27 protein-coding genes are annotated in these 26,825 nt (G+C 68.5%); 6 read left to right on the forward strand and 21 right to left on the reverse strand.

The annotated features are described in order from the left end of the window. Positions 1-58: 58 nt before the first annotated feature. The 14 genes from OYT95_RS14795 to OYT95_RS14860 all read right to left on the reverse strand — a co-directional run bounded on the left by OYT95_RS14795 (position 59) and on the right by OYT95_RS14860 (position 12,180). Entirely contained in the window at positions 59-481 is a 423-nt protein-coding gene (locus tag OYT95_RS14795; RefSeq protein WP_112302020.1) for a rhodanese-like domain-containing protein, read from the reverse strand. Continuing rightward, positions 478-1,011, reverse strand: a complete 534-nt coding sequence (locus OYT95_RS14800; RefSeq protein ID WP_037242322.1) for a cysteine dioxygenase — start codon at positions 1,009-1,011, stop codon at positions 478-480. Before OYT95_RS14800 ends, OYT95_RS14795 begins: the two co-directional genes overlap by 4 nt. Positions 1,012-1,133: 122 nt before the next feature. Further along, complete coding sequence (locus tag OYT95_RS14805; RefSeq protein ID WP_005244962.1) at positions 1,134-1,949, reverse strand: type III pantothenate kinase; 816 nt, start codon at positions 1,947-1,949, stop codon at positions 1,134-1,136. A gap of 3 nt (positions 1,950-1,952) precedes the next feature. Then, positions 1,953-2,399, reverse strand: a complete 447-nt coding sequence (gene panD, locus OYT95_RS14810; RefSeq protein WP_005262154.1) for an aspartate 1-decarboxylase — start codon at positions 2,397-2,399, stop codon at positions 1,953-1,955. Positions 2,400-2,417: 18 nt separating this feature from the next. Continuing rightward, positions 2,418-3,356 carry a pantoate--beta-alanine ligase gene (gene panC, locus OYT95_RS14815; protein WP_112302110.1) on the reverse strand — a complete coding sequence of 313 codons (939 nt, stop codon included), beginning with the start codon at positions 3,354-3,356 and terminating at the stop codon, positions 2,418-2,420. 5 nt (positions 3,357-3,361) lie between these two features. Beyond that, positions 3,362-4,288: a Rossmann-like and DUF2520 domain-containing protein gene (locus OYT95_RS14820; RefSeq protein ID WP_037242324.1), complete on the reverse strand. Its 927-nt coding sequence runs from the start codon at positions 4,286-4,288 to the stop codon at positions 3,362-3,364. Between the two features lie 147 nt (positions 4,289-4,435). Continuing rightward, positions 4,436-5,398: a DUF6779 domain-containing protein gene (locus tag OYT95_RS14825; protein WP_268791822.1), complete on the reverse strand. Its 963-nt coding sequence runs from the start codon at positions 5,396-5,398 to the stop codon at positions 4,436-4,438. 69 nt (positions 5,399-5,467) lie between these two features. Continuing rightward, positions 5,468-5,959 (reverse strand): DUF3180 domain-containing protein, encoded by a 492-nt coding sequence (locus tag OYT95_RS14830; RefSeq protein WP_268791823.1) that lies wholly within the window; start codon positions 5,957-5,959, stop codon positions 5,468-5,470. Continuing rightward, entirely contained in the window at positions 5,956-6,468 is a 513-nt protein-coding gene (folK, locus tag OYT95_RS14835) for a 2-amino-4-hydroxy-6-hydroxymethyldihydropteridine diphosphokinase (RefSeq protein WP_112302022.1), read from the reverse strand. The genes OYT95_RS14830 and folK overlap by 4 nt, the downstream gene beginning before the upstream one ends. Beyond that, entirely contained in the window at positions 6,465-6,827 is a 363-nt protein-coding gene (folB, locus tag OYT95_RS14840; RefSeq protein ID WP_037242509.1) for a dihydroneopterin aldolase, read from the reverse strand. Before folB ends, folK begins: the two co-directional genes overlap by 4 nt. Then, positions 6,820-7,677 carry a dihydropteroate synthase gene (gene folP / locus OYT95_RS14845; RefSeq protein ID WP_268791824.1) on the reverse strand — a complete coding sequence of 286 codons (858 nt, stop codon included), beginning with the start codon at positions 7,675-7,677 and terminating at the stop codon, positions 6,820-6,822. Before folP ends, folB begins: the two co-directional genes overlap by 8 nt. Continuing rightward, on the reverse strand, positions 7,674-8,291 hold the full coding sequence (folE, locus tag OYT95_RS14850) for a GTP cyclohydrolase I FolE (protein WP_025431746.1): 618 nt from the start codon (positions 8,289-8,291) through the stop codon (positions 7,674-7,676). The genes folP and folE overlap by 4 nt, the downstream gene beginning before the upstream one ends. Positions 8,292-8,351: 60 nt before the next feature. Next, positions 8,352-10,622, reverse strand: coding sequence for an ATP-dependent zinc metalloprotease FtsH (gene ftsH, locus OYT95_RS14855; protein ID WP_037242332.1), 2,271 nt, complete (start codon positions 10,620-10,622; stop codon positions 8,352-8,354). Between the two features lie 211 nt (positions 10,623-10,833). Then, complete coding sequence (locus tag OYT95_RS14860; protein WP_112302024.1) at positions 10,834-12,180, reverse strand: amidase; 1,347 nt, start codon at positions 12,178-12,180, stop codon at positions 10,834-10,836. Positions 12,181-12,344: 164 nt separating this feature from the next. On the opposite strand from OYT95_RS14860, the gene OYT95_RS14865 reads away from it, so the two are divergent. Further along, on the forward strand, positions 12,345-14,483 hold the full coding sequence (locus OYT95_RS14865) for a serine/threonine-protein kinase (RefSeq protein WP_268791825.1): 2,139 nt from the start codon (positions 12,345-12,347) through the stop codon (positions 14,481-14,483). A gap of 15 nt (positions 14,484-14,498) precedes the next feature. On the opposite strand, the gene hpt is transcribed toward OYT95_RS14865, so the two are convergent. Genes hpt through dacB form a run of 4 tightly spaced genes read right to left on the reverse strand, consistent with a single transcriptional unit; the run spans position 14,499 to position 18,489 of the window. Continuing rightward, positions 14,499-15,053 carry a hypoxanthine phosphoribosyltransferase gene (gene hpt / locus OYT95_RS14870; protein WP_005244976.1) on the reverse strand — a complete coding sequence of 185 codons (555 nt, stop codon included), beginning with the start codon at positions 15,051-15,053 and terminating at the stop codon, positions 14,499-14,501. Between the two features lie 4 nt (positions 15,054-15,057). Continuing rightward, the gene (tilS, locus tag OYT95_RS14875) at positions 15,058-16,035 is read right to left on the reverse strand and encodes a tRNA lysidine(34) synthetase TilS (protein WP_112302026.1); all 978 of its coding nucleotides are present in this window, start codon (positions 16,033-16,035) and stop codon (positions 15,058-15,060) included. A gap of 22 nt (positions 16,036-16,057) precedes the next feature. Then, the gene (locus OYT95_RS14880; protein ID WP_037242339.1) at positions 16,058-17,104 is read right to left on the reverse strand and encodes a zinc-dependent metalloprotease; all 1,047 of its coding nucleotides are present in this window, start codon (positions 17,102-17,104) and stop codon (positions 16,058-16,060) included. Continuing rightward, positions 17,104-18,489 (reverse strand): D-alanyl-D-alanine carboxypeptidase/D-alanyl-D-alanine endopeptidase, encoded by a 1,386-nt coding sequence (dacB, locus tag OYT95_RS14885; protein ID WP_112302027.1) that lies wholly within the window; start codon positions 18,487-18,489, stop codon positions 17,104-17,106. Before dacB ends, OYT95_RS14880 begins: the two co-directional genes overlap by 1 nt. Before the next feature lie 131 nt (positions 18,490-18,620). Between dacB and OYT95_RS14890 the strand changes: the two genes are divergently transcribed. Then, positions 18,621-19,112, forward strand: coding sequence for an inorganic diphosphatase (locus tag OYT95_RS14890; RefSeq protein WP_037242345.1), 492 nt, complete (start codon positions 18,621-18,623; stop codon positions 19,110-19,112). 63 nt (positions 19,113-19,175) lie between these two features. Here OYT95_RS14890 and OYT95_RS14895 read toward each other — a convergent pair whose 3' ends face one another. Next, positions 19,176-20,834: an MDR family MFS transporter gene (locus tag OYT95_RS14895; RefSeq protein ID WP_235214536.1), complete on the reverse strand. Its 1,659-nt coding sequence runs from the start codon at positions 20,832-20,834 to the stop codon at positions 19,176-19,178. 156 nt (positions 20,835-20,990) lie between these two features. Continuing rightward, entirely contained in the window at positions 20,991-21,821 is an 831-nt protein-coding gene (locus OYT95_RS14900) for a crotonase/enoyl-CoA hydratase family protein (RefSeq protein WP_112302029.1), read from the reverse strand. Between the two features lie 82 nt (positions 21,822-21,903). On the opposite strand from OYT95_RS14900, the gene OYT95_RS14905 reads away from it, so the two are divergent. Next, positions 21,904-23,223, forward strand: coding sequence for an FAD-dependent oxidoreductase (locus OYT95_RS14905; protein WP_112302030.1), 1,320 nt, complete (start codon positions 21,904-21,906; stop codon positions 23,221-23,223). A 75-nt stretch (positions 23,224-23,298) separates the two neighbouring features. Beyond that, positions 23,299-24,366, forward strand: a complete 1,068-nt coding sequence (locus OYT95_RS14910) for an alpha/beta fold hydrolase (RefSeq protein WP_268791826.1) — start codon at positions 23,299-23,301, stop codon at positions 24,364-24,366. A gap of 2 nt (positions 24,367-24,368) precedes the next feature. Here the strand turns inward: OYT95_RS14910 and OYT95_RS14915 are convergent, their stop codons facing one another. Then, positions 24,369-24,947, reverse strand: a complete 579-nt coding sequence (locus tag OYT95_RS14915) for a TetR/AcrR family transcriptional regulator (protein WP_112302032.1) — start codon at positions 24,945-24,947, stop codon at positions 24,369-24,371. A 124-nt stretch (positions 24,948-25,071) separates the two neighbouring features. Between OYT95_RS14915 and OYT95_RS14920 the strand changes: the two genes are divergently transcribed. Further along, positions 25,072-26,163, forward strand: a complete 1,092-nt coding sequence (locus OYT95_RS14920) for a hypothetical protein (RefSeq protein WP_268791827.1) — start codon at positions 25,072-25,074, stop codon at positions 26,161-26,163. A gap of 34 nt (positions 26,164-26,197) precedes the next feature. Beyond that, a complete protein-coding gene (locus OYT95_RS14925) occupies positions 26,198-26,671 on the forward strand; it encodes a YbaK/EbsC family protein (RefSeq protein WP_005244991.1) in 474 nt (157 codons plus the stop codon). Positions 26,672-26,825: the final 154 nt, after the last annotated feature.

Here is a 26,825-nt window from a genome sequence, read left to right on the forward strand (position 1 = left end):
TAATCGACAGCCGGGCGTGCCCCTATTCAGAGGTCGGTACCAACTCGACGGCTCGCCGTCAGTGTGCCGAGACGGTGGCCAGCTCCCGCACGCAGTGCTGCGTGGCGATGAGCGAGCCCAGCAACCCCGCCGCCTTGATCGCCTTGTACCCGCCCACGAGATCGGTCGCCTTGTGCAGACCCAGCTGCTGCAGCGCCGCCGCGGCGAGACTGGACGTGTAGCCCTCGGAGCAGACGATGATCCACTCGACGTCGTGGTCCACCGCAAGCGCCAGGTGCGCCGAGCTGGTGGGATCGCACCGCCACTCGAGGACGTTGCGTTCGATGGCGAGCGCACCGGGCAGCGTTCCCTCGACCGCTCGCTGCGCCTGCGGGCGGATGTCCACCACGATCGCGCCGCGCGCCACGGCCTCGGGCAGCTCGAATGCGTACATGCGGTCGATCTGGTTGCGGGCCTCTTCGAGCATCTGGTCGATGTTCACTTCGAACCACCCTCGGGGAGATCGGTGAGCTCGGTCCGGGTACGGCGCAGCGTGCCGTGGTCGGTGACCTCGTAATAGGACATGGCCGACAGCGGCGGCGAGTAGGCGTGCACGCTCAGCGTCGGCGTCACCACCTCCGCCCCGGGTGCGTCCGGCGCCCGCACCACGTCATGGACCCAGCCGAGCGGGAACGACGCCTGATCGCCGGCGTCGAGAGTGCGGTGGCGCAGTCGGTCACCCGCCCAACGGAACTCGGACAGCGCGCCGCTGAGAACGGTGAGCGCGCCGAAAGATCCTGCGTGGTCGTGCAATTCGGTGTTCCGGTCGGGAACCCAGCTGATCAGCCAGACGTCGACGTCGTCGTCCGAGTAGAGCCGGGTCGACCAGCGCTCGTCGGTGGGCCAGCTCTGCGGGAGCAGGACGTCGTGGCGGCCGTCGAGGACCTCGGAAGCACCCTGATCGGTGATGCGCAGCAGGTCGGCCGGGCGAAGACGGGTGGGTACAGATGCAGAAGAATACGTTGCGAGCACGAGAGAGACTCCCAGAAGTGTGAATTGGTCAAGGCAGCGTTCAGCCTCGACAACACTCCTGAGCACTCGTGCAGAGATTCACGGGGACCATTCTGACATAACTTCCGCGAAGAGGGAACCCGTCACTCGAGCGGGCTGCGACGCGCACCCCGGCGAGCCTGATTCCGCTCGTAGACCAGGCGCAGCCCTTCCAGCGTGAGATCCGGTTCGTGCTCGTCGACGGTCTCCGTCTCGGGCATGATCAGCGGCGCGCGGTCACCGGTCGCGATCACCACCACGTCGGAACCGGAGAAGGCGGGCAGTTCCTTGCGCACGCGACGGACCAGCCCGTCGACAAGTCCGGCGAAACCGAACACCGCACCCGACTGCATGCATTCGACGGTGTTCTTGCCGACGACGGAGCGGGGCCGAACCAGTTCGACCTTGCGCAGCGCCGCCGACTGCGAGGCGAGTGCGTCCGAGGAGATCTCGAGGCCCGGCGCGATGGCGCCGCCGAGGAACTCGCCCTTGGCGGACACCACGTCGACGCACGTCGACGTCCCGAAGTCGACCACGATGCACGGTGCGTCGTAGAGGTGATGCGCCGCAAGACTGTTCACGATCCGGTCGGCGCCCACCTCCTTGGGGTTGTCGACGAGCAGCGGAACACCGGTTCGCACCCCGGGTTCCACCAGCACGTGCGGGACGTGCCCCCAGTACCGCGTCAGCATCACGCGGATCTCCCGCAGCACCGACGGCACCGTCGACAGCGCGGACACACCGGTGATCTGATCGGTGTGCGCGCCGAGGAGCCCCCGGAAGATGAGGGCCAACTCGTCGGCCGTCATGCGCGCGTCGGTGCGCATCCGCCAGTCCTGCACCAACTTCGAGTGTTCACCGGTACCGGTGAACAGTCCGAGAACGATGTTCGTGTTCCGGACGTCGACGGTGAGGAGCATGGGTTACACCAAACTGGATTCGCGCTCGGCGTCGAGCGTCGACAGCATGCGCGGGGTGATGAGACCGGAGCCCTCCGGGGCGTGCGCCGGGTCGGCGCCGAGCTCGATCGGCGAGTTGGCGGCGTCGACGAACACGACGCGCGGCTCGTAGTCGCGCACCTCCTGCTCGTTCATGACGCCGTAGGCGATGAGGATGACGAGGTCGCCGGGCTTGACCAGATGCGCTGCCGCACCGTTGATCCCGATGACGCCGCTTCCCCGCTCACCGGCGATTACATAGGTTTCGAGCCGCGCGCCGTTGTCGATGTCGACGATGCACACCTGCTCACCCTCGAGGAGGTCGGCGGCGTCCATCAGATCCTGGTCGACCGTCACCGAGCCCACGTAGTGCAGGTCGGCATGTGTGACGGTGGCGCGATGGATCTTCGACTTCATCATGGTGCGAAACATGTTCCGGTCCTTACTCTTCTAGCGGGAAAGAAGTTCGTCTGCGTCCGACGCGCCGGACGGTGGTTCGGCATCGCGTTCGAGGAATCCGGTGCCGACGGCGACACCGACGTTGTCGATCAACCGGGTGGTCCCGAGCCTGGCTGCGACGAGCAGTCGGCCGTCGCCTCGTTCGGGGGCGGGGCCGAGATCGACGCCCCGTACTTCGAGGTAGTCGACCTCGATCTCCGGGACGGACGCCAGCACGTCGCGGGCGGTGGCGAGGATCGCCTCGGCACCACCGGCGGCGGCGTGGGCGCCGGCGATCAGGGCCGCGGACAGTGCCGTCGCCGCGTTGCGCTGCGCCTCGTCGAGGTAGCGGTTGCGCGAGGACAGTGCCAGTCCGTCGTGCTCGCGCACCGTGGGCACGCCGAAGATCCGGACGTCGAAGTTCAGGTCGGTCACCATCTGCCGGATCAACGTCAGCTGCTGGTAGTCCTTCTCGCCGAAATACGCGACGTTCGGCGCTGCGATCTGCAGCAGCTTGGCGACGACGGTGAGCATCCCCGCGAAGTGCGTCGGCCGGGACGCGCCCTCCAGCTCGGCGCCGAGCGGTCCGGGATGGATCGTCGTCCGCGGTCCTGCCGGGTACATGGTGGCTGCGGTGGGCACGAACGCCAGCTCGACCCCGGCCTCGCGCAGCAGTTCGAGATCGGCGTCGAGGGTGCGCGGGTAGGCGTCTAGGTCTTCGCCGGCCCCGAACTGCAACGGGTTGACGAAGATCGAGACGATCACGACCGCGCCGGTGAGCTTGGCCTGCCGCACCAGCTCGAGGTGACCCGTGTGGAGAGCTCCCATCGTCGGCACGAGTGCGACCTGGCGGCCGACGCCGCGAAGCGCCTTCGAGACCCGGGTCAGCACGTTCGGGTCGTGGTGCACGGTCAGTTCGCCGCGCTTGTATCCGCCCTGCAGATCGCTCACGGAACTCACCTCCGGTCTTCCAGGATTTCCAGCAGTTCAGGTGTCGCGCCGGCGCGTTGCGCCGATCGCAGAGAGAGGGCGCGGTAGCCGGCCGCGATCCGAGGATCGACCTCTTCGAGTACCCGCAGATGCGTCGCCACCGCTTCCGAGTCCCCCCGCGCGACCGGCCCGGTCAGTGCCGACGGCCCGCGGCGCAGAGCGTTGTCGAGGGCCGCGGACAGCAGCGGCTGGAGAACGCGTTCGGCCAGGCCGTTCGGATCGTCGCCGATCAGCTCCTGGCCGAGCAGTTCCTGGCCCTCGAGGGCGACGCGCAGCGCGGCAACGGCGTCGACGACGAGCGTGACCAGGTGGTTGCTGCCGTGAGCGAGTGCGGCGTGGTAGAGCGGCCGCATGTCCTCACGGACCCGGACAGGCTCGCCACCGATCTCGAGGACCAGCGACTGTGCGATCGCGTAACCGATGTCGTCGGCCGCGGTGATGCCGAAACAGGCGGACGCGAGACGGACGGTGTCCTCGTCGTGCCCGGTGAACGTCATCGCGGGGTGAATCGCGAGCGGAACGACTCCCTGCTCGGTGAGGGGGTCGAGGATCCCGATGCCGTTCGCGCCGGACGTGTGGGCCACGATCGCGCGGCTCGGCACCGCACGGGTGGAGGCCAGCCCCGCGATCAATGACGGCAGTTCGGCGTCGGGGACGGCGAGAATGAGCAGTTCGGAGCGGGCCGCGACCTCTGCCACCGGCAGAATCTCGGTCTCGGGAAGCCGGGTGCGTGCCCGGTGACGTGACGCGTCGGAGACCGCCGAGCAGGCGACGACGACGTGACCTGCCCGCTCCAACGCGGCACCGATTGCTGTACCGACCCGGCCGGCGGAGACGATTCCTACCGTCAACCTCGCAGGCGCAGGGCCATTAGTGATCCCGAAAGAGGTCACCTTCGTCCTCTCGTTCGTTCCAGTCCCGCTCGGCGGGTACCAGACGTTCTCGAGTGAGGATAGCCCGGCTCGAACTCACCCCGCCATGCGCCGGCGGAGTGATATATGCCTCACACGATGCGGGTTGATCCTCGGGCGCGTCCGGCCTTATTCGGCCCGGCGACGCCTGCCTCCGGCGCTCTGGGCGGTCCCGGACGCCGACTGCATGTTGGCCATGATCTCGGCGACGGACAGCCCGTTCGAGTGCGCACCCGACGGTTCGTCGTCCTCGGGCGCCCGCCGGCGGCCCCGCCGCGCTTCGGGCTCTGCCTCTTCCTCGGAGTCGGAGTCGGGCTCGGGTTCCGCGACAGGTTCGGGCTCGACCTCCGCGACCGGCTCCGGCTCGGGCGCCGGCCGGGTCTCGGCAACCGGCTCGGGTTCCGGTTCCGGTTCCGGTTCGACCTCGATCTCGGGTTCGGTATGTCCGGCGTAGGCGGGTTCCACGATGGACGTCTCCGCGGTGACCGGATCGTCGTCCGGATTCGCGAAATGGTGAGACGACTGGGCGGAACCACTCTGATGCCCGGCACCGGCGGCATGCCCCGCACCCGGGATGTACAGGCCCGACGCCGCAGGCTGGTAGCTGCTGTACGAGCCGCCTGCGAGTTCCTGCACCCGAGTCGAATCCGCCCGCAGCGCGATCCGCTCGGTCGGCATCGCGCCGTCGAACAGGGCCTCGAGATTCTTGCGGAGCGACGAGAGTTCGGCCCGCAGCGCGGCGAGTTCCTCGGCGTCGGCGCGCACCTCGCTGCGCACCCGCTTCTCGACGGTGAGCTCGTATTCGCGCCGTGCCGAGATCTCCCGCTCGAGCTGCAACTCGTAGACGGTCTGCAGGTCGTTGACCTTCGCCTTGTCGAGCGCCGACTCGCGCCGGTACTTCGTCATGGCGATGGCGCCGACCGTGGCAGCCCACAGCGCGGCCACCAGGCCCACCCGCAGGAGTTGGACACTGTCGCTGAAGATCAGGAAGAGGGACGCGATCACCGCGAGTGCGAGTAACCCTGCAACGATCATCTGGCTCGCGCTGCGCCTGTTGCGGCGCGCAGACTTGAGGCGACCAGGATTCGTCATGGTGCCAGGGTACTTGGCCGCGAAGGGTGCACCGCGCATTCGTTCGGACCTGCGGCGATCCTTGGTGCCCTAATGCGCCGGCTCGTCCGACGGGTCGTCGGGGGTGCGGCAGCAATGTTCCAGCCACAGTGCCGCGCCGACGAGGGCAAGCGCGGCGACGAGACCCACCCACGCGCCGGGAGTGTCCGAGACCGCGGCCCGGAGCACCGAACGCTGCGGAAGCAGGTACAGCAGGAACCCGCCCCATACCCCGGCCGTCGCGGCACCGACGAGCGCGGATGCCTTGGCCAGCGCCGCCACCCGGGCGGCGGTGATCGGGTGCAGCTGACGCGGTCCGTCGCCCAGCTGATGGTTGCTGATCCGGGACCGCACCATGAACGCGAGCACGACCTCGATCAGCGCCACCGGATACAGCGACGCCCCGGCGTACACGGGAATCGGCGGAAACGATCCGTAGAACACGCGGACCAGAATCCAGGTGGCGGCGACGGCGAGCGCGGCCAGGAACAGCAGATCCCAGATGCGCGTGGGTTTCAACGTGCCCGTCGGTTCCGGCTTCATCGCGACCGCCGGTCCAGAACGAGCCGCGTCCGGTGCACACCGGCCCGTTCCTCGTCGTCCAGCAGCGGCAGCAGCGCGTCCACCCGGGTCGTCGTCCCGTCGACCGGCAACACCGCCTCGGGTTCGACGTCCAGCCACGGAATCAGCACGAAGGCACGCTCGTGCGCTCTCGGGTGCGGCAACGTCAATTCCGGGTCGTCGCTGCGGATGTCGTCGCACGTGACGACGTCGACGTCGAGCGTGCGCGGACCCCACCGTTCGATCCGCACCCGGTCGGCGGCGGCCTCGAGTTCCTGCCCGCGCCGCAGCCAGCCGTAGCCGTCGAGTGCGGGATCGTCGACGACGAGGACCGCGTTGAGGAAGTCCTGCTGCTCGACACCGCCCCACGGCGCCGTCGAATACACCGGCGAGACCGCGACGACCGCGTCACCGAGACCGTCCAGAACGGACTGCAGATGGGCAAGGCTGTCGCCGACGTTCGATCCGATCGACAACACCGCGCGACTCATGGCCGCGACCTGTGCGCGACCACCGCGACGTCCGCGAACGTCAGCGGGATCGGCGCGGACGGCTTGTGCAACACCACCTCGGTGCTCCGGACGCGAGGATCGGTCATCACCCCGTCCGCGATCTCCGCGGCGACGGTCTCGATGAGGTCCCGTGAGGGTCCCGCCACGATCGCGGCCGCGCGCTCGGCCAGTCCGCCGTAGTCCAGGGTGTCGTCGAGGTCGTCCGATGCGGCGGCCGGGGCGAGGTCCATCCACACGGTGATGTCGACGTAGAAGTCCTGACCGTCCCGCTTCTCGTGCTCGAAGACGCCGTGATTGCCACGAACCTTCAACCCGCGCAACTCGATTCGATCACTCACGTCCGGCTGCACCCTTTGCCCAGGCCTCGGCGACCGCAATCGCGTCGAGGGAACCCTGCGCATCGTGCACACGCACTCCCCACGCTCCGTGGGTCGCGGCGAGCGCCGAGACGACGGCGGTCGCGATCTCCCGTCCGGCGGGCGGGCGCGGCTCCCCGTCCGAATCCGCCAGCAGCGAACCCAGGAACCGCTTGCGGGACGCGCCGATCAGGACGGGGAATCCCAGCTCGTTGAACTCGGGCAGCGCCTTCAGCAGCGCCCAGTTGTGGTCGGCGTTCTTCGCGAAACCGAGACCCGGATCCAGCACCAGCGAACCCGGATCCACCCCTGCCTTCACGGCCAGGTCGACCTGGACCATCAGTTCGTCCCGGACCTCACGGACCACGTCGTCGTAGTGGTCGGCGGTGCCGCGGTGCACATAGTCGGCGGCCGAACGCCAGTGCATCAGGATCCACGGAACTCCGGCGTCCGCGACGACCGAGGCCATCGCCGCATCCGCGCGGCCACCGGCGACGTCGTTGATGATCGACGCACCCGCATCGATCGCGGCCTGCGCGACGGACGCCCGCATCGTGTCGACGCTGACACAGATGCCCTCGCTCACCAGGTCCGCGATCACGGGTGCGACGCGACCGGCTTCGACGTCGGGATCGACCCGCGCCGCGCCCGGCCGGGTGGACTCGCCGCCGACGTCGACGATGTCGACGCCGAGACGCTTCAGTTCCAGACCGCGCGCGAGCGCCGCGTCACGGTCCAGGAAACGTCCGCCGTCGGAGAAGGAATCGGTGGTGACGTTCAGGACGCCCATCACCACGGTTCGGCCTGGCGAGGGCAACTCGATCACGGTCACTTCCGCAGAATAAGGTCCAGAGCCTCGGAACGTGAGGCCGCGCTGGACTGGAGCAGGCCACGCACCGCGGAGGTGGTGGTACTCGCGCCAGGCTTGCGGATGCCCCGCATCGCCATACACAGGTGCTCGGCCTCGATGACCACGATCGCACCGCGCGGGTCGAGCTTCCGCATGACCGCGTCGGCGATCTGGCTGGTCAGACGCTCCTGGACCTGCGGACGCTTGGCGTACAGGTCGACCACGCGCGCCAGCTTCGACAACCCGGTCACCTTGCCCGTCTTACCGGGGATGTACCCGACGTGGGCGACCCCGTGGAACGACACGAGGTGGTGCTCACACGTGGAGTACAGCGGAATGTCGCGAACGAGCACCAGCTCCTGGTGCCCCTCGTCGAACGTCGTGTTCAGCACGGTGTCCGGGTCGGTGTAGAGGCCCGCGAAGACCTCGCGGTACGACCGCGCCACGCGGGCGGGCGTATCCCGCAGTCCGGGACGGTCCGGATTTTCACCGATCGCGATCAGCAGTTCGCGCACCGCAGCTTCGGCACGCGGCTGATCGAACACCCGGCCTGTCTCGAGTGCCACTGGCTCACTACCGAGATGATTCACCGACAACCGAAACTCCTCCAGTACCGGGACCGATCGTCCCGAAGCAACAGCCTAGTGTCGGGCGGATCAGTTCGATCCGTCCGGTCCTTTCCAGGCCCTCGTCTGCGCGTCGTCGTCGCCGGTGCCACGCTGCTCGTGCGGCGGGTTCCACTGGTTGCCCGGACCCTGGTTCCCGGAGTACTGACCCTCCGGGTTCTGGTTGCCCGGATCACGAGGTGGCCAGCCCGGAGCCGACCAACCCGCGGGGGCGCCATAGTCCGGACGCGGCTGCGTCATCCCACCCTGCGGCCGGGCCGGTGCCGGCTGCGAGTAACCGTTGGCGGGCGCCGGCTGCGGGTACTGCTGCTGCGGCGAAGCCTGCTGCGACTGCTGCTGGGCGAACACCGGCTCTGGCTGCTGGGGCCACGGCTCGCCGCGCTCGACCGCAAGTTCCCGCGGCGTCTTGACCGGCGGCTTGTCGGACGGCGTCCGGTGGCCGAAGTCGTTGAACGCGGTGATGCGCGGGCGCTTCTCGACGCTGTGGAAGATCTTCTCGAGATCCTTGCGGGTGAGCGTCTCGCGTTCGAGCAGTTCGGTGGCCAGGATGTCCAGCACGTCGCGGTACTCGTTGAGGATCGCCCACGCCTCGGTGTGCGCGGCCTCGATGAGGTTGCGGACCTCTTCGTCGATCTCGCGCGCGACCTCGTGGGAGTAGTCGGACTGCTGACCCATCGACCGGCCCAGGAACGGGTCTCCACCCTCCTGGCCGTAGCGCACGGCACCCAGCTTGGCGCTCATGCCGTACTCGGTGACCATCGACCGGGCGATCTTCGTCGCCATGTCGATGTCGGAGGACGCCCCGGTGGTCGGCTCGTGGAACACGAGTTCCTCGGCCGCGCGGCCACCCATCGCCATGACGAGTCGAGCGATCATCTCGGACCGCGTCATCAGACCCTTGTCGTCCTCGGGCACCGTCATCGCGTGACCGCCGGTGCGGCCGCGGGCGAGGATGGTGACCTTGTAGACGGGCTCGATGTCGGGCATCGCCCACGCGGCGAGCGTGTGCCCGCCCTCGTGGTACGCGGTGATCTTCTTCTCGTGCTCACTGATGATGCGGCTCTTGCGTCGGGGACCGCCGACGACACGGTCGACGGACTCCTCGAGCGCGGCCTCCGTGATGACGGTCCCGTTCTCGCGGGCCGTGAGCAGCGCGGCCTCGTTGATGACGTTGGCCAGATCTGCACCCGACATTCCGACGGTGCGCTTGGCCAGACCTTCGAGGTCGGCGTGCTGATCGATCGGCTTGCCCTGCGAGTGAACCTTCAGGATGGCGCGACGACCGGCGAGGTCGGGGGCGCCGACCGGGATCTGCCGGTCGAAGCGGCCCGGACGCAGCAACGCCGGGTCCAGGATGTCGGGGCGGTTGGTGGCGGCGATGAGGATGACGCCGGTGCGGTCGCCGAAACCGTCCATCTCGACCAGCAACTGGTTGAGGGTCTGCTCACGCTCGTCGTGGCCGCCGCCGAGGCCGGCGCCACGCTGGCGTCCGACGGCGTCGATCTCGTCGACGAAGATGATGCAGGGGCTGTTCTGCTTGGCCTGGTCGAACATGTCGCGCACGCGGGACGCACCCACACCGACGAACATCTCGACGAAGTCCGAACCGGAGATCGTGAAGAAGGGAACACCGGCCTCGCCTGCCACCGCGCGGGCGAGCAGGGTCTTACCGGTTCCGGGCGGCCCGTACAGCAGCACACCGCGCGGGATCTTCGCTCCCAGCGACTGGTAGCGCATCGGGTTCTGCAGGAAGTCCTTGATCTCGTACAGCTCTTCGACGGCCTCGTCCGCACCCGCGACGTCGGCGAACGTGGTCTTCGGCATGTCCTTGTTGAGCTGCTTGGCCTTCGACTTGCCGAAGCCCATGACGCCGCCGCGACCGCCGCCCTGCATGCGGCTCATCACGAAGAAGAAGATGCCGAGCAGGATCACCATCGGCAGGACGAACAGCAGGATGGACGTGAGCCAGCTCTCCTGCGTGACCGTGGTGTTGTAGCTCTGCAGGCCCTTGTCGGAGATCTCGTTGAAGATCTGCTCGGACGCCGACGCCGGATACTTCGCGAGGATCTCGGTCTTGCCGTCCGTCGCGTCGTTCCCGTCCTTCAGCCACAGGCGGACCTGCTGCTCCCGGTCGTCGATCTGCGCCTTGTCGACGTTGTTCGCGTCGAGCTGCGCGATCGCCACGGAGGTGTCGACACCCTGGAATCCGCGCGTGTCGTTGCCGAAGTAGCTGAAGGCGTAGATCACCAGCAGGATGCCGGCAACTATCGCCAGGTTTCGAAACACAGTCTTACGGTTCATACAGGTCGGCCGATATGGCCGGTCCTTTCGAGAGTGCGGGTCTTCCGGGTGCGCCTTCCGGCTGCCAACCGGACAAACCAGGTTACCGCGAAGGCACCCCGGCGACTCCAGGTAGCAGCCAACCGCCGTTGGGAGCGGTCTCTTTTCTTTCAACGCATGCGGTGTCCCATCGGTTCCCCCGGACTCGATCCGGGTCCGAATGTGCGGGAGTTCACCGCGCGGGCGCGACCCTCGGCCAGCCGCCGCCCACCCGCTCGATGTGAGCGGCCAGGGCCAGGATCCGGGCCTCTCCCCCGGGCGGCGCCGCGATCTGCACGGCCAGCGGGGTGCCCGAATGCGAGTGCGTGCCGACCGGCACACTCGCCGCCGGCCACCCGACGAGATTCCACAGCGCGCTGAACGGGGCGTACCGCACGTTGGCCACGACGTTCGACAGCCACGACCGCTCGCTCCACGTCGTCGCCGCGAGCGGCGGCTGCGCGAGAGCGGGTGTGATCACGACGTCGTAGTTCTCGAAGAATGTGCGCAGCGACTCTTCGAGCCTGCCCACCTGCTCGGGACGGACGAATCGGCCCAGCGCCCGGCCCACCGCGACGTGTCTGCGGGTCCGCGGCTGCAGTTGCCGCACATCGAGCCCCTTCGCGTCGGCGGCCGTTCCCGCGGTCCAGCGGGCGAGGACGGGAAGCAGGTTGACCGGGTACGGCAACGTCGCAGGCTCGACGTCGTGGCCCGAGCCGGTCAGTTCCGTGCCCGCGCGCAGGGCCGCGTCCCGCCACTGCGGATCGACCGTGGCCAGGAACGTCGGCGACCCTGCCGCGACCGCGATCCGCAGTGGTTCCGATGCTCCGATCCGCGCGAGTTCGGGTCGGTCGGCGAGGACGGACAACATGAGGGCGGCGTCGTCGACGGTGGTGGCGATGGGCCCGTTCTCGGCCATGCCGAACCACGAGGTGGCGCCGAGTTCGGAGGGCACGACTCCCCTGCCCGGTTTGATGCCGAACACTCCGCAATTCGCCGAGGGGATGCGGATCGAACCCAGACCGTCGGTCCCGTGGGCCAGGGGCACCATCCCCGCGGCGACGGCGGCGGCCGCTCCCCCGGACGAACCCCCGCAGGTCCGCGACGGATTCCACGGATTGCGGGTGATGTGGCCGGGCGCGTCGGTGGTTCCCCACACCGCCAGTTCGGGGAGGGTGGTCAGGCCCACGACCACCGCACCGGCCGCCCGCAGCCGCGCGACGACCGGGTGGTCGGAAACCTTCGGTTCGGCACTGGTCGCGCCCGATCCCTCACGCATCGGCAGTCCGGCCACCGGGATGACGTCCTTGATCGCGACGGGCACTCCTGCCAGCGGAAGTGTGGACAGATCCGGCCGGCGGGAGAGGGCGAGCGCGGCGGCTCGGGCCTGTTCGGCGAGGACCGTGACGAACGCCTGAATCTTCGGTTCCCGCTCGTCGATGGCCGCGAGCGCGGCCTCGACATGCTCCATCGGGCTCGAGACGCCCGAGCGAACCTGCTCGGCGACGACGACGGCTGAGGTGAACGGGGAGTCCCCCATCATCCGAGTATATGGCGCAGGGATGCAGTCATTTCGAGTATTCGCGCTGGATACGGTAGGTCTGCGGGGTTACCATTCGCTTGTCCCTGGATGGGACTCTTCACACCGCTCCAGACAACCTCGATGTGCCCAGAGAACCCGCCCAGTAGAACCCTCGATGTGCAATGACCAGAGGAAACGGGTCGGGCAGAGACGGATCGGCCGCTGGATCGGACTCTGCCGAACGGACCGCCGGAGTCACGAACTCCGAACACGAGAGCAGCGAATCGACGGTCGCGGCCGGACCGTCGACGGTGGTTGCTGAGCAAACCGTGTCCGCACGGACGCTGACCGCCGAGCAGACCGCGGCCGCCGAGCAGACCGCGGCCGCCGAGCAGACCGCGGCCGCCGAGCAGACCGCCGCGGCCGAGCACACCGCGGCCGCCGACCAGACCGCGGCCGCCGGTCCGACCGTGACCGCCCGGCAGCCGGACACGCTCATCACCAGGCCGCCGGGCAATGCGGCTCTCGACGATGTGGAGGTCGGTCAGCAGGTCGACGACTTCGATCTGCTGATGGGCCTGGGCAGCGGCGCGTTCGGCCGCGTGTTCCTGGCACGGCAGCGGTCGATGCAGCGCCTCGTCGCGGTGAAGATCTCCCACGACAAGGGGAACGAGCCGCAGACCCTCGCGCAGCTCGACCACAACTACATCGTGCGCGTGTTCGACCAGCGGTTGCTCGAGGACCGCCAACTGCGCCTTCTCTACATGCAGTACCTGCCGGGTGGCACCCTGCTGCGGGTTCTGCGCCGCGTGCGCGTCACCCCGGAACAGGACCGGACGGGCAGCCTGCTGCTGGACGTGGTCGACGAGGAGATGCGGGAGAAGGGCGAGATCAGGCCCACCGACTCGAGTGTGCGGGACGAGATCAGTTCACTGACCTGGCCCGAGACGATCGCGTGGCTGGGGCGGCGGCTGGCGGACGCCCTCGACTACGCCGGTAAGCGCGGCGTCCTGCACCGCGACATCAAACCCGCCAACATCCTGCTGACGGCCGAGGGGGTGCCGAAGCTCGCCGATTTCAACATCAGTTTCAGCGACACCGTCACCGGGGCGTCACCGCTCGCCTACTTCGGCGGGTCCCTGGCCTACATGTCCCCCGAACAGCTCGAGGCGTGTCACCGCGGCATGCCGGGGACGGCGGCGGACCTCGACACCCGCAGCGACATCTTCGCGCTCGGCGTGATGCTGTGGGAGCTGATGTGCGGACGGCGTCCGTTCGAGGACGAGGACGTGTCCAGCGAGTCGCTCGTCGCACTCGAAGCGATGCTGGACCGCCGCAGCCGCGACATCGACCCGGAGTTTCTCGACCAGTTGCCCTACGACTGTCCGCCGTCCCTGCGACGGGTACTGCTGACGTGTCTGGCACCGAAGCCGGAGGACCGGTGGTCGTCCGGTGCCGAACTGGCCCAGCAGTTCGACCTGTGCCTGAATCCCCGGGCCCGGGACCTCGTCGATCCACCGCCGAACAGTTGGCGCATGCGGCTGCGCCGCTTCGCGCTGCCGATTCTGGTGATCGGTATCGCGGTGCCGAACGCGCTCGCCGGCGCCTACAACTACCACCACAACAAGATGCTGATCATCAGCAATCTGACGCCGGAGGCGCAGCACTCGTTCGAGGGGATCCAGTTGGTCATCAATTCGATCGCGTTCCCGTTGGGTGCGATCATGCTGCTCTACTGGTGCCGATATCCGCTGCTCGTTCCCCGGGGTCTGCGCAAGGGGAAAACGTACGACCGCCAGACGCTGGCCCGGGCCCGCACCGACACGCTGCTGCTCGGCGACCGCGTCGTGCTGGTGGTGTTCGGGTTGTGGGTCATCGCGGGCATCGCCTATCCGATTTCCCTGCAGCTCGCGGCGGGGAATGTGCCGCCGGGCGCGTACGTGCACTTCATCGCATCCCTGATCGTGTGCGGTGCCGTGTCGGTGGCGTACCCGTTCTTCGTGGTGGCGTTCTTCGCGGTGCGCTGTATCTACCCGACCCTGCTGCCGCAGGACATCGCCAGCAGCGCCGACGCCCACAAACTGCGGGGTCTCGACCGCCGGAGCACGCTGTATCTCGCGGTGGCCGCCTCGGTTCCGCTGGCCGGGGTGGCCGGGGTGACGTTCCTGTCACCCGACGAGATCACGCTGGTGATCATCGCGGTCCGCATCCTGTGCGTCGGCGGCATCTTCGCGTTCGTGGGCGTGTACTGGCTGTTCCGGCAACTGGAACAGGACCTGCGGGCACTGGAGCTCGCCGTGTCCCACGAACCCGTCCGCTGACGAGCAGAGCGGAGATCAGCCGCCGTAGACGGAAGGCTCGAGGGTCCCGATGTACGGAAGGTCGCGGTACCGCTCGGCGTAGTCGAGGCCGTACCCGACGACGAATTCGTTGGGGATGTCGAAGCCGACGTTCGCGACGTTGACGTCGACCTTGATGGCGTCGGGCTTGCGCAGCAGCGTGACGACCTCGAGCGAGGCGGGGTTGCGGCTCGACAGGTTGCGCATCAGCCAGGACAGCGTCAGACCGGAGTCGATGATGTCCTCGACGATCAGCACGTGGCGGCCGGCGATGTCCTTGTCGAGGTCCTTGAGGATGCGCACGACGCCGGAGGACGACGTGGACGAACCGTAGGAGCTGACGGCCATGAACTCCATCTGGGTGGGGATGGGGAGGGCCCGCGCGAAGTCGGTCATGAAAAAGATGGCGCCCTTGAGGACACCCACCAGGAGCAGATCCCCTTCCGGGGCACCCTCCGGGTAGCGCTTGGCGATCTCCTCGGCCAGTTCGACGGTACGTCGACGGATCTCGTCCTCGGAGATCAGTACCGATGCGATGTCGCCTTCGTACACGCGATCAAACCCTTCGTCGGTCGTCCAATCCGACGTTCAGCCTGCCACGTCGTCGGCGGACCACCAACCTCGCGTCCGGTGTTCCGCCCCCGATCGCCACCTGTCCCTGTCCGCGCCACCGTGCGACGAGGTCGTCCACGGCCCGCAGCTGGGTGTCTCCGAGACCGCGCGCACCGGCTGCAAGGAGCCAGCTGCGCAGCACGCGCCGGCGGACGGGCGGCGCCGACAGTGCGAGCAGGGCTGCGTCGATTTCGCCGTCCACCTCGACTTTCGCTTCGGCGTCGGCGGCCATAGCGTCGAGGACCGCCCCTTCCTCGCGCAGGTGTTCCCCGGTGCGGGCGAGGGCCCCGGCGACGCCGCCGCCCAGGACGTCCTCGAGCAGCGGCAGCACCTCGGTGCGCAGCCGCACCCGCACGAAGTCGGGTGAGGCGTTGTGCGGATCCTCGTGCGGGCCGAGTCCCAGTTCCGCGCAGGCCTGCCGGGTCACCGCGCGCCGCACGTCCAGCAGCGGTCGCCCCCACGGGCTGTCGTACGCGCTCATCCCCCAGATGGATCGACCACCCGAACCGCGCGACAACCCCAGCAAGACCGTTTCGGCCTGGTCGTCGAGGGTGTGCCCCAACAGCACCGGGCGGGTTCCGCGCGCCGAGTCGAGGGCGCGGTAGCGGGCCTGCCGGGCAGCCGCCTCCAGCCCGCCCGACCCGGTCACGTCGACGGGAAGCACCTCGGCGGACGTGCAGCCGAGAGTCCGGGCACGGGCTGCCGCCTCGTCCGCCACGTCCGCCGAACCCGGCTGCAGCCGATGATCGACGACGAGGGCACGCACCGATCGCGCTTCGGCGGAGGCCGCCGCCGTCAGCGCCAGTGAGTCGGCGCCACCGGACAACGCGACCGCGATCTCACCGTCCGGGGCGTGCGCCACGATCCAGCGCCGCACGGCGTGACGAACCTCGAGGATCGCCGGCTCCTCGGGAAGCACCATCACCGGCTCAGCCCTTCTCGAATCAGCCCAGCACCCGGGACACCCAGGCGTCCGGCGCATCGATCTCCGCGAGCCGGGGCAACGTGTCGGGGCCGGTCCACACGACGTTGAACCGGTCCATCCCGACCTTGTCCACGACCGCGTCGACGAACGCCTTGCCGCGCACGTACTGCGCCATCTTGGCGTCCATTCCGAGCAGCGCCCGGATGAGGCGTTGCACCGGGTTGCTCTTGCGCCGGCGCCGCTGATCGAACGCCGCCCGGATCGCGGCCACCGACGGCACGACCGCCGGACCGACGGCGTCCATCACGTGGTCCGCATGTCCTTCGAGGAGGGTGCCGAGCACCAGCAGACGGTCGAGTGCCTCACGCTGCGGCTCGGCCTGGGTCGCGCGCAGCAGTCCGACGATGCCGCCCGGTGCGCCCGACTCGTCCGCCTCCGTGCGCCCGCGGTCGCGCAGCGCGGAGGTCAACCGGCCGACCATGTCGGTGACGGACTCGTCCTCGGCGGACCCGAGGGTCTCCACCGACTCCTGCATGTACCCGGTGAGCCACGGTGAGGACGAGAACTGCACCCGGTGTGTCACCTCGTGGAGGCACACCCAGAGCCGGAAGTCGCTGGGCCGCACGCGCAATGTGCGTTCGACGGACACCACGTTGGGCGCCACGAGCAGCAGGGTTCCGTTGTCGCCGGTGAACGGGTCGTACTGACCGAGGATCGCCGACGACAGGTACGCGAGCATCGCCCCGGCCTGAATGCCCGCCGGCTTGCCGACCAGCATGCCGGGAGCGGCGTCGCCGCCCGTGAGCTGCGACATCGAATGCGCGGCGGCGTGGATCCACCCGGCCCGGTCGAGGATCTGGGCGGTAGGCACCGGAAGCCCGTCGGCGAGGCCGGTGACTTCCCGGACGGGCAGTTCCGCGCGCATCGACGCGTCGGCCAGTTCCGCGACCACGGTTTCCGCCGTGTACCGCGACGTCACGGGTCCGCTGCGCGCGAGCTTCACCCCCGTCCGGGCTGCGAGTTTCCAGTCGACGGCACCGCTGAAGGCATTTCCCTCGGCGGCCATCACTGGCACCCGCACGTGCGGAGCGCTGCCGCCAGTGCGTCGAGAGCGGGTCGGCTGACCTCCGGCGGGCGGTCGTTGGACATCAACGCGAACGTGAGGACGCGCCCGTTCTGGTCCACCACATAGCCGGCGAGCGCGCTGGCCGTGGACAGGGTGCCGGTTTTCGCCCGCACCCAGCCGGCGCCCGTGCGGTTCCCCGACGCGTACCGGTCCGAGAGGCTGCCCGTGGCACCGGCCACCGGCAGGTAGTCGAGCATCGGCCGCAGGGCGGGATTGCCCTCGCCCGCGGCGGCCGTCAGAACCTGGTCGAGTGTGTGCGGGGCGATGCGGTCGTCGACGGACAACCCGCTCGCGTCGTGCAGCGTGAAACCCGACAGATCGAATCCGGCCGCGGTCAGCGTTTGGCCGATGGTCGCGACGGCGCCCGTGAACGATGCTTCCGCGCCGGCATTCATGGCAACCTCCCGCCCGATCGCTTCGGCAAGCACATTGTCCGAGTGTTCCATCATCTGCCGCAACCGGTCGCGCAGCGGCGCGGACTGCACACTCGCCACGGTAGCCGCACCGGGCGCCGCGACCCCCGACGTGACCGCCGACGGGGCGACGCCGAGCGCACCGGCGAGCGTTCGCCCGGCGTCGAGCGCGGGCGTCGAACTGCGCGGCGACTCGTCCACGAGCGGGTCGGCGCGTCCGCCGTCGATCATGATCGGTTCGGTGGGAGTGATGAATCCGGCGCCGACGTCCGTCGGGAACCACCCCTGCGCCATCGTGTCGCCCGAGTAGATGCTCGTGTCGACCACGATGCTCGTCACCTGGATGCCCGCGTTCCGGATCTGGTCGACCAGCTGCGAGATGTGCGCCGCACCCGGGTAGTAGCCGTTCTCGCCGACCGGCTTCGCGGTGAGAGTGGGATCACCACCGGCGACGAGGACGATCTCGCCGGGAGTCGCTCCCTGCACCACCTTCGTCGTCACGCGCCGGTCGGACGGCAGCGCCAGCAGCGCGGATCCCGCGGTGAGGACCTTGGTGGTCGACGCGGGGGTCATCGGGGTCTGCGGGTTGACGCTCCACAGGACCTGACCGGTGACCGCGTCGGCGACCGTTCCGCTGAACTTGCCGAGGTCGGGGTTGGCGGCGGCCGGACCGACCGCGGCGGCGATCCCCTGCGCCGTCGGCATCGGTGCGTCGTCCGGCACCGGCGTGACCTGCGGGGCCGCCGTGATCGGCGCAGGTTCCGGCGCGATCGTCAGTTCGCCGCGGCCCGCCGACGCGTTGTGCGCGGTCACCGCGACCACCAGAACAGCCGCCATCGCGAGCACCACGACGACGACCGACGCGAACAGAATTCGCATGTTCCGACGGTGGCGTCCCGCCAACGAGCCCATCTTCTTCTTTCCCTGGCCCGGCAACGCGCCTCCGTCTTCACTGTGATTCGTGGGTGGTCAGACAACCAACCTTATCCTCGACCCGATATCCTCTCCCCGAATCATCATCGACACGACAGCGAGGAATCGGCGTGGAGTTCGACGTCACCATCGAGATCCCCAAGGGTCAGCGAAACAAGTACGAGGTCGACCACGTGACCGGTCGCGTGAAGCTGGACCGCTACCTCTACACCGCGTTCGGCTACCCGGCCGACTACGGCTTCATCGAGAACACCCTCGGCGAGGACGGCGACCCGCTGGACGCGCTGGTCCTGCTCCCCGAGTCCGTGTTCCCCGGCGTCATCGTCGAGGCACGTCCCGTCGGCATGTTCAAGATGGTCGACGAGGCCGGCGGCGACGACAAGGTGCTGTGTGTGCCGGCCGGCGACCCGCGCTGGGATCACATCCAGGACATCGGGGACGTCCCGCAGTTCGAACTGGACGCCATCAAGCACTTCTTCGTCCACTACAAGGACCTCGAGCCGGGCAAGCACGTCGAGGCCGCCGACTGGGTCGGGCTCGCCGAGGCGACGGCCGAGGTCGAGGCTTCGTTCAAGCGTCTGAAGGACAACGGCGGGCACTGAGCGGTTCGCCGTTTACGCCAACGGCGTCCAACTCCGGTTTCGGGGTCGGGCGCCGTTGTCGTCTCACTCCTCCGCGGCTCCCCGCGCCGCGGCCTGGAGTCCGGACTCGCTGCGGAGGGGTACTTCCTTCCACAGCACGGTGAGGACGAAGGCGACGACCGCGAGAATCGACACGCTGAGGAAGACGGAACCGATGGCGTCGGCGAATCCTTCGCGGAACGGCAGGGCCAGCACGTCGTCGAGTTTCCCGATCACCGAGCTGTCCGTGAGGACTCCGCTGACTCCGGCGTGGTCGGGGCTGAGGATCCCCCGCCCCATGGCGGCCTCGGCGGGGTCGTTGCTCTGTGCGGCTGCCACCACGGCTCGACGGAAGTCGGGTGTGCCTGCGGCGGCCGTCACTCGCTCACCGATGGCCGGGGTGAGGCGGGAGAAGAGGATCGACAGGAAGATCGCGACGCCGGCGGTGCCGCCGATCTGCCGGAAGAACGTGGCCGCTCCGGTCGACACCCCCATGTCCTGCGGGGGCAGCGCGTTCTGAATGGCGAGGGTGAGGGGCTGCATCAGGTTTCCGAGACCGAGTCCGAGGATCAGCATGAACACCATCACGACGGGCATCGGGGTGTCGGCGGCCAGCGTGTGCAGCAGGAACGCGCCGACCACGATCAGGGCGGTGCCCAGGATCGGGAAGTACCGGTACCGCCCGGTCCGCGAGATCATCTGTCCGCTGACCACCGAACCGGCCATGAGCCCGAGGACCATCGGCAGGATCTGGAACCCGGCCAGGGTGGGGCTCGAGCCCTTCACCACCTGCAGGTACTGCGGTAGCAGGGTGATGCCGCCGAACATGACAGCGCCCACGACGAGACTGATCACGACGCCGAGCGCGAACGTGCTGTTGCGGAAGAAGCGCATCGGGATGAGCGCGTCGTCCTTCATCGCCAGTTCCACGAGCACGAAGGCCAGCACACCGATGACGCCGATCACGTAGCACACCAACGACTTCGAGCTGCCCCATCCCCAACTGTGCCCCTGTTCGGCGACGACGAGCAACGGCACCACACCCACCGCGAGGGCGATCGCGCCCCACCAGTCGATCCGCCGGCTTCCGCTCGGTCGTCGCGGGAGGTGCAGCACGCGGGAGACGACGGTGAGCGCGACCAGCCCCACCGGCACGTTGACGAGGAAAACCCAACGCCAGCCGTCGATTCCGAGGATCTCGTCCTGTCCGGCGAACACGCCGCCGAGGACCGGGCCGAGGACGCTGGACGTACCGAACACGGCCAGGAAGTAGCCCTGGTACTTGGCCCGTTCACGTGGGGAGACGATGTCGCCGATGATGGTGAGCGCCAACGAGAACAGACCGCCGGCGCCGAGTCCCTGGACCGCGCGGAAGGCCGCGAGCACGTACATCGACGTCGAGAACGTGCACAGGACGGAGCCGATCACGAACACCGTGATCGCGAACATGAAGAACGGCTTGCGGCCGTAGATATCGGACAGTTTGCCGTAGAGCGGCGTCGCCAGGGTCGCGGTGACGAGGTACGCGGTGGTTGCCCACGCCTGCAGCGAGTACCCGTCGAGGTCGTCGGCGATGGTCCGGATCGCCGTTGCCACGATCGTCTGGTCGAGCGCGGCGAGGAACATACCGAGCATCAATCCACTGAGTACAGCCAGGATCTGCCGGTGGGTGTAGGCCACCGGCGTTTCGACCGAATTCGACACTGTTTCCTCGCTGCGCTGTCGTTTACTTGTAGTCCGCAAGTATGCGAGCGCGGCGAGGTTTCGGGCAACTGATGAACTGGGCTTTACCTGCGGATAATCCTCTGCGACCGGTACAACCGCACCCGTTCCGGAAGTGCGGCTGTACCGACGGACGGTTTATTCGCCGGTGAATTCGGGGGCGCGCTTCTCGAAGACGGCGGTGATCGCCTCGGTCAGGTCCTGCGACGGCAGGAACGCGGCGTTCCACGCGGCCACGTAGCGCAGGCTGTCGTCGACGGCGGCCGCGCGGGAGTGGTCGAGGACGTCCTTGATGCCGTGGACGACGAGCGGCGGGTTCGCCGCGATCTCGGCCGCGGTCTCCTGCGCGGCGGCGAGGACGGCGTCGGCGTCCGCGAAGACGCCGTTGACGAGACCGATCTTCTCGGCGCGCCCGGAGTCGATGTCCTTGCCGGTGAGCGCGAGTTCCCGCAGATGACCGTCGCCGATGATGGCGGGAAGCCTGGCGAAGCTGCCCATGTCGGCGACGATCGCGACCTTGACCTCACGGATGCTGAACTTCGCGTCGGTGCTGGCGTAGCGGATGTCGCACGCGGAGATCAGGTCGACGCCGCCGCCGATGCACCAGCCCTGGATGGCCGCGACCACCGGTTTGCGGCAGTCGGCGACCGCGTTGATGCCGGACTGCATCCGCTTGATCATGTCGTGGAACGCGGTACGCGGGCCGGCCTGCGCCTTGTCCGCGAGGACGGAGCCGAAGCTGCCGCTCATGGCGGGCAGGTCCAGACCGAAGGAGAAGTTCTTGCCGGAGCCGGCGATCACCACCGCGCGCACGTCCGGATCGGTGTCGAGTTCACGGAAGATCTCGGGGAGCTCGCTCCAGAAATCCGGGCCCATCGCGTTGCCTTTTCCGGGTCCGATGAGCGTCACCTGCGCGACGTGATCCTTGCGCTCGACGGTGAACGCATTCCAGGTCTTCTGTTCGGTCATTACTCAAGAGTAACCACCGCTGTTCGAGGTCAGGCGAAATACCCTGGAGGTCTCTGCACCGTCTTGTGAACGGACAGCCGCCATGACGCACCGGACGACCCCGGTTGGCAACGCCGTAGTCGTCGGCGCCGGAATGGGGGGACTGCTTGCCGCGGCGGCTCTCACCGGCTCGTTCCGGAGCGTCGTCGTCCTCGACCGCGACGTCCTGCCCGATACGGCCACCGCGCGCAGGTGCGTGCCGCAGGCCCGGCACGTGCACGCGCTTCTCGCCGGTGGGCAGGCCGCGATGGAGGACCTCCTGCCGGGGTTCGTGTCCGAACTCCTGACCCTCGGCGCCACCGCGGGCGACGCGCTGGGCGACATCCGGTGGATCGTCGACGGGCATCGGATGGCCCGCGAGATCAGTGGGGTCCCCGGCATTCTCGCGAGCAGGCCGCTCGTGGAGTGGCAGATGCGCAGGCGGGTCGAGGCCCTGCCGAATGTGCGGATACTGGACCGTTCCGACGTCACGGGTCTGATCGTCGACGGCGAGCGGGTGACCGGGGTGACCGTGCAGCACCGGGGTGGTGTCCCACCGGAGGTCGTCGAGACCGATCTCGTCGTGGACTCGTCCGGCCGTAGTTCGCAGGGTGTCGCCCGGCTCGGCGAGCTGGGGTTCGCGCCACCGGCCGAGTCGCAGCTGGCAGTGGACGTCAGCTACGCGACGCGACACTTCCGGCTCGACCCGCCGCACCTGGACGGGGATTCCGGCATCGGGATGGCGCCGGGACCGTCGAGTCCGCGCAGTGGATTCATGGGTGTGCAGGAGGACGGCACCTGGATCGTCACTCTCGCCGGGTACGGGGACGACGTGCCGCCACTGGATCCGGACGGATTCCTCGACTTCGTGAAGTCGTTCCCCGCCCCGGACATGTACGACGCACTTCGCACGGCCGAGCCGGTGGACGACGGCGTGCGGTACCGAATCCCGACGACGGTCCGGCGGCACTATTCCGCGGACGATCTGCCGTCGAATTATCTGCCGTTCGCGGACGCCATCTGCTCGTTCAACCCGATCTACGGCCAGGGCATGAGCGTCGCCGCGGTGGAGGCGACGATCCTGCGGGACTGCCTGCGGTCGAGTCGGACGCATCTCGCTCGCCGGTTTCTCCGCGGGGCGAACCGGTGCATCGATGCCGCGTGGACCCTCACCGTCGACAACGACCTCCGGATTCCGGCCGTGCCCGGACGGCGGTCGGCGCGGGTCCGGTTGGTCAATGCGTACACGTCCCGGCTCGATCGGGCGGCGGCCGTCGACCCGGCGGTGGGGTCCGCGTTCCTCCGGGTGACGCATCTTCTCGAGCGTCCGGGGACGCTGCTCCGGCCGGCGACGGTGCTGCGGGTTCTGCTCGCCGCCCGCTGACGGACGACCGCGAGATTACCTGTATGTTGACGTCACAGATACCTGAAGGATCTGCGCCGCCACGAGAGGAAATCCGTGCTCGACATAGCCTGGAACCCGACGCTGAACACGCTCACCCGCAACGCCTGGCGACTGTCCTTCGGCGGCGGAGTCGCGCCGGTCCAGCGAACCCCGTCGACGCGCATCCACGAGGCTCCCCATCAGGACCTGTACCGATTCGACACCACCGAGACCGACGGCGGCCGGCCCGTCCTCCTCGTGCCCCCGCTCGCGGCGCCCGCACACTGCTTCGACCTCCGTCCGGGCCAGAGCCTGGCCGCACACCTCGCCGATTCTGGGAAGGCGGCGTATCTCCTCGACTACGGCACCATGGGCTACTCCGACCGCGGCCTCGGATTCGAGGACTGGATCGACGACTTCATCCCGGCGGCCGTCGACCGCGTGTCCCGACTCCACGACGGTGCACCCGTCGACCTGATCGGCTGGAGTCTCGGGGGAACGATGTCGCTGCTCACGGCTGCGGGCCGAAACTATCTGCCGATCGGCTCGGTGACGGCGATCGGCACGCCGATCGACTACGAGTCGGTGACCATGATCGCGCCGCTGCGCATGGTCGGCCGGTTCACCGGCGATCGCCCCCTCACGACCGCGACGCGGGCGATGGGCGGGCTGCCCGCGCCGCTGGTCCAGGCGAGCTACCGCTTCACCGCACTTCAGCGCGAGCTCACCAAGCCGTGGTTCATCGCCCGGAACCTGCACGACACCGAGACCCTCGCGCGGATGGAGTCCATCGACCGGTTCATGGCCGACATGCCGGGTTATCCGGCCCGGTTCTTCCGCCAGGTCTGCACCGAGCTGATCCTCGGGAACACGCTCGCCGCGGGGAGCTTCGATACCCGGAACGGTTCGATCACGCTGGCCGATCTCGCGGTGCCGGTTCTCGCGATCGGCGGCACCGAGGACGTCATCGCGCCGATCCCGTCGGTCCGGGCGGCGACGGACGTCTTCACCGGTTCTCCGTCGGTGCGGTTCGAGTCCGCTCCGGGCAGCCACCTCGGACTTGTCGCGGGCCCGAAGGCCAAGGAGTCCACGTGGGCCCACATCGACGGCTTCCTCGACGGTGTCGTCGCACAGACCGCCTGAGATCAGGTCAGCCCGGCCCTCGCGACGGCCCCCGCGAACAGTGCGGTGACCGCGGCGCCCATCGTCGACTGATCCACTTCCTCGGGGTCGACGGAGTGTTCGAGCACGAGGCCGGAGATGAGGGCCATCAGCGAGATGGCCGTGGTGCGGACGTCGAACGTGTCGTCGACCCCCCACTCCCGTGCGCGTTCACCGATCAGTTCGACGAGCTTTCCCCGCAGTTGCCGCCGCTCCCGCAGGTACGCCTGGGCGATCTGCGGGTCACGTGCGGCGAGCACGCCGAATTCGAGCACCAGCAATGACCAGCCCGGCTCGCGCACCATCCACGACGCTATGGCCTCGCCGCCTTTGCCCGCGGCGTCCGACGGGTTCAGGCCGGCGATCTCGGCGAGGACCCGTCCCGCCAGTTCGAGTGAGCGCGCCGCGAAGAGTTCGGCGAACAGGTCCTGCTTCGACTCGAAGTTCGAGTAGACCGCCCCCTTGGTGAACCCGGCCCGGCGCGCGACCTCGGCGAGCCTGGCCGCGCTGAAGCCCCGCTCCGCGAATTCCTCCGCCGCCGCGTCGAGGAGGCGCTGACGCACGACATCACGACCGGGACGCGTCGTCGGCGCCCATTCGGTGTGACGACTGTCCGGTTGACGATCTTCAGTCACGATACCTAGGGTATTCAATACCTACGGTATCGACAAGGATCGAGGACGTCCGATGACCATGACCGACAGCGAATCCCCCACCCCGGCTCCCGTGCACCACGACAGTCCGGTGTCGAAGTACGGCGCTCCCAGGGTGATGGTCGCGCTGGTCTTCGGCGTTCTCCTCCTCCAGCTCGGCTTCATCCTCAGCTACGTGGCCGCGTTCCATCAGCCCACACCCCGCGACATCGAGATCGGTGTCGTCGCGGCGGAGGGACTGCCCGCAGGCACGGACCAGCAGGTCGCCGACCGGCTCGATGCGATCGACGGCAGGCCGCTGCGCGCCCGTGTCGTCTCGGACACCGTGGAGGCCCGGCGACTCCTCCACGACCGTGAGATCCAGGGCGCATTCGTCATGAATCCCGTCGGCCCCGACACCCTGATCACGGCGAGTGCAGGCGGCAGCTCGATCTCCAGCGCGCTCGAATCGGTCTTCGCGGAGGTGGAGAACAGCCAAGGTCGCCAGTTCACGGTGCGCGACGAAATTCCGGTAGGGGCGCACGACAACCGCGGACTGTCCGGTTTCTATCTGGCGGTCGGATGGGTGGTCGGCGGCTACCTGCTCGCGGCGGCGATCGGCCTGTTCATCGGCGCCCCGCGGACCCTGCGTCAGGCCTCCGCGCACACGGCTGTCCTGTTCGGGTACGCCGTGCTGTCCGGTGCCCTCGGCGCCCTGATCACCACTCACGTGCTCGGCACGTTCGCAGGCCACTGGTTCCCGCTGTGGCTTCTCGGAACAGGTGTCGTCTTCGGCACCGCCGTGTTCACGCTGGGGTTGCGCGCCTCGGTCGGCATCCTCGCGGTGCCCCTCGCGATCGCCGTCTTCGTCATTCTCGGCAATCCCAGCGCCGGCGGTGCGTTCGGTTCGAACGTCATCCCCGCCTTCTACGCGGCCATCGGACGCTGGATCACCCCGGGCGCAGGCACCGAGGGAATTCGCAGCATCGTGTACTTCGACGACGTCGGACTGGGGCAGCCCGCCCTCGCCCTCGCGCTCTACTCGGCGGTCGGGCTCGGACTGCTGTTCGGGTTCACCGTCCGGCGCCTCCGGAAGCCGGAATCGACTACGCCCCGTTCCGATGTCGTGTCGGACGACGCTTCTTGATGTCGTACCGGAGGAATGGACCTACTCTTGGTTCATGCCGACGCCCCTGCACCCCCACGCCGCGCATGTCGCCGAGACTCTGATCGCGCGAGGACACCATGGGGTGATCGTGACCCAGCCCGACTCCACCCACTCCGCGGCGGAGGCGGCGGAGTCTCTGGGGGTCGACATCGGGGCCATCACCAAGTCGCTGGTGTTCCTCCTGGACGACGATCCGATCCTGCTCCTGGTGTCGGGGGCGCACGAGGTGGATCTGGCGAACACGGGCAAGCGACTGCAGGGAAATCTGACCCGGGCGCCGCTCGACATGGTGCGGATCGCGACCGGCCAGCCGATCGGGGGTATCGCCCCGCTCGGACATCCCACGAACCTTCCGACGTACGTCGACAACGCCCTGTCCGAGTACGCGGAACTGTGGGCGGCCGCCGGCCACCCGGACACCGTCTTCCGCACGTCGTTCTCGGAGTTGGTGCGGATCACCGCGGGCCTGGCGATCGACGTCGACTGAATCCCGGTCGGTCCACGCCCCTATAGTTGACGTCAGATCTCGTGAACGAGAGTGACGTGAACGAGAATGACACAGCGCCCAGACGGGCCGACCCGGAGAATGATTTGTCCGACAGAGCCGAGAACGCCGAAACCGTCGATGGTTCGGACCTCCC

It is taken from the genome of Rhodococcus sp. JS3073, assembly GCF_026810085.1.
In the GTDB taxonomy this organism is placed as follows: Bacteria; Actinomycetota; Actinomycetes; order Mycobacteriales; family Mycobacteriaceae; genus Rhodococcus_F; species Rhodococcus_F wratislaviensis.

Coding starts and splice junctions, on each gene's coding strand:
- OYT95_RS14860 (WP_112302024.1), bottom strand. CDS start 12,180: ATGGGGGACTCCCCGTTCACCTCAGCCGTCGTCGTCGCCGAGCAGGTT.
- OYT95_RS14925 (WP_005244991.1), top strand. CDS start 26,198: ATGCCGACGCCCCTGCACCCCCACGCCGCGCATGTCGCCGAGACTCTG.
- OYT95_RS14920 (WP_268791827.1), top strand. CDS start 25,072: ATGACCATGACCGACAGCGAATCCCCCACCCCGGCTCCCGTGCACCAC.
- OYT95_RS14880 (WP_037242339.1), bottom strand. CDS start 17,104: ATGGCCGCCGAGGGAAATGCCTTCAGCGGTGCCGTCGACTGGAAACTC.
- OYT95_RS14805 (WP_005244962.1), bottom strand. CDS start 1,949: ATGCTCCTCACCGTCGACGTCCGGAACACGAACATCGTTCTCGGACTG.
- OYT95_RS14905 (WP_112302030.1), top strand. CDS start 21,904: ATGACGCACCGGACGACCCCGGTTGGCAACGCCGTAGTCGTCGGCGCC.
- OYT95_RS14830 (WP_268791823.1), bottom strand. CDS start 5,959: ATGAAGCCGGAACCGACGGGCACGTTGAAACCCACGCGCATCTGGGAT.
- OYT95_RS14865 (WP_268791825.1), top strand. CDS start 12,345: ATGACCAGAGGAAACGGGTCGGGCAGAGACGGATCGGCCGCTGGATCG.
- OYT95_RS14900 (WP_112302029.1), bottom strand. CDS start 21,821: ATGACCGAACAGAAGACCTGGAATGCGTTCACCGTCGAGCGCAAGGAT.
- ftsH (WP_037242332.1), bottom strand. CDS start 10,622: ATGAACCGTAAGACTGTGTTTCGAAACCTGGCGATAGTTGCCGGCATC.
- tilS (WP_112302026.1), bottom strand. CDS start 16,035: ATGGTGCTTCCCGAGGAGCCGGCGATCCTCGAGGTTCGTCACGCCGTG.
- folK (WP_112302022.1), bottom strand. CDS start 6,468: ATGAGTCGCGCGGTGTTGTCGATCGGATCGAACGTCGGCGACAGCCTT.
- panD (WP_005262154.1), bottom strand. CDS start 2,399: ATGTTTCGCACCATGATGAAGTCGAAGATCCATCGCGCCACCGTCACA.
- OYT95_RS14825 (WP_268791822.1), bottom strand. CDS start 5,398: ATGACGAATCCTGGTCGCCTCAAGTCTGCGCGCCGCAACAGGCGCAGC.
- dacB (WP_112302027.1), bottom strand. CDS start 18,489: ATGGGCTCGTTGGCGGGACGCCACCGTCGGAACATGCGAATTCTGTTC.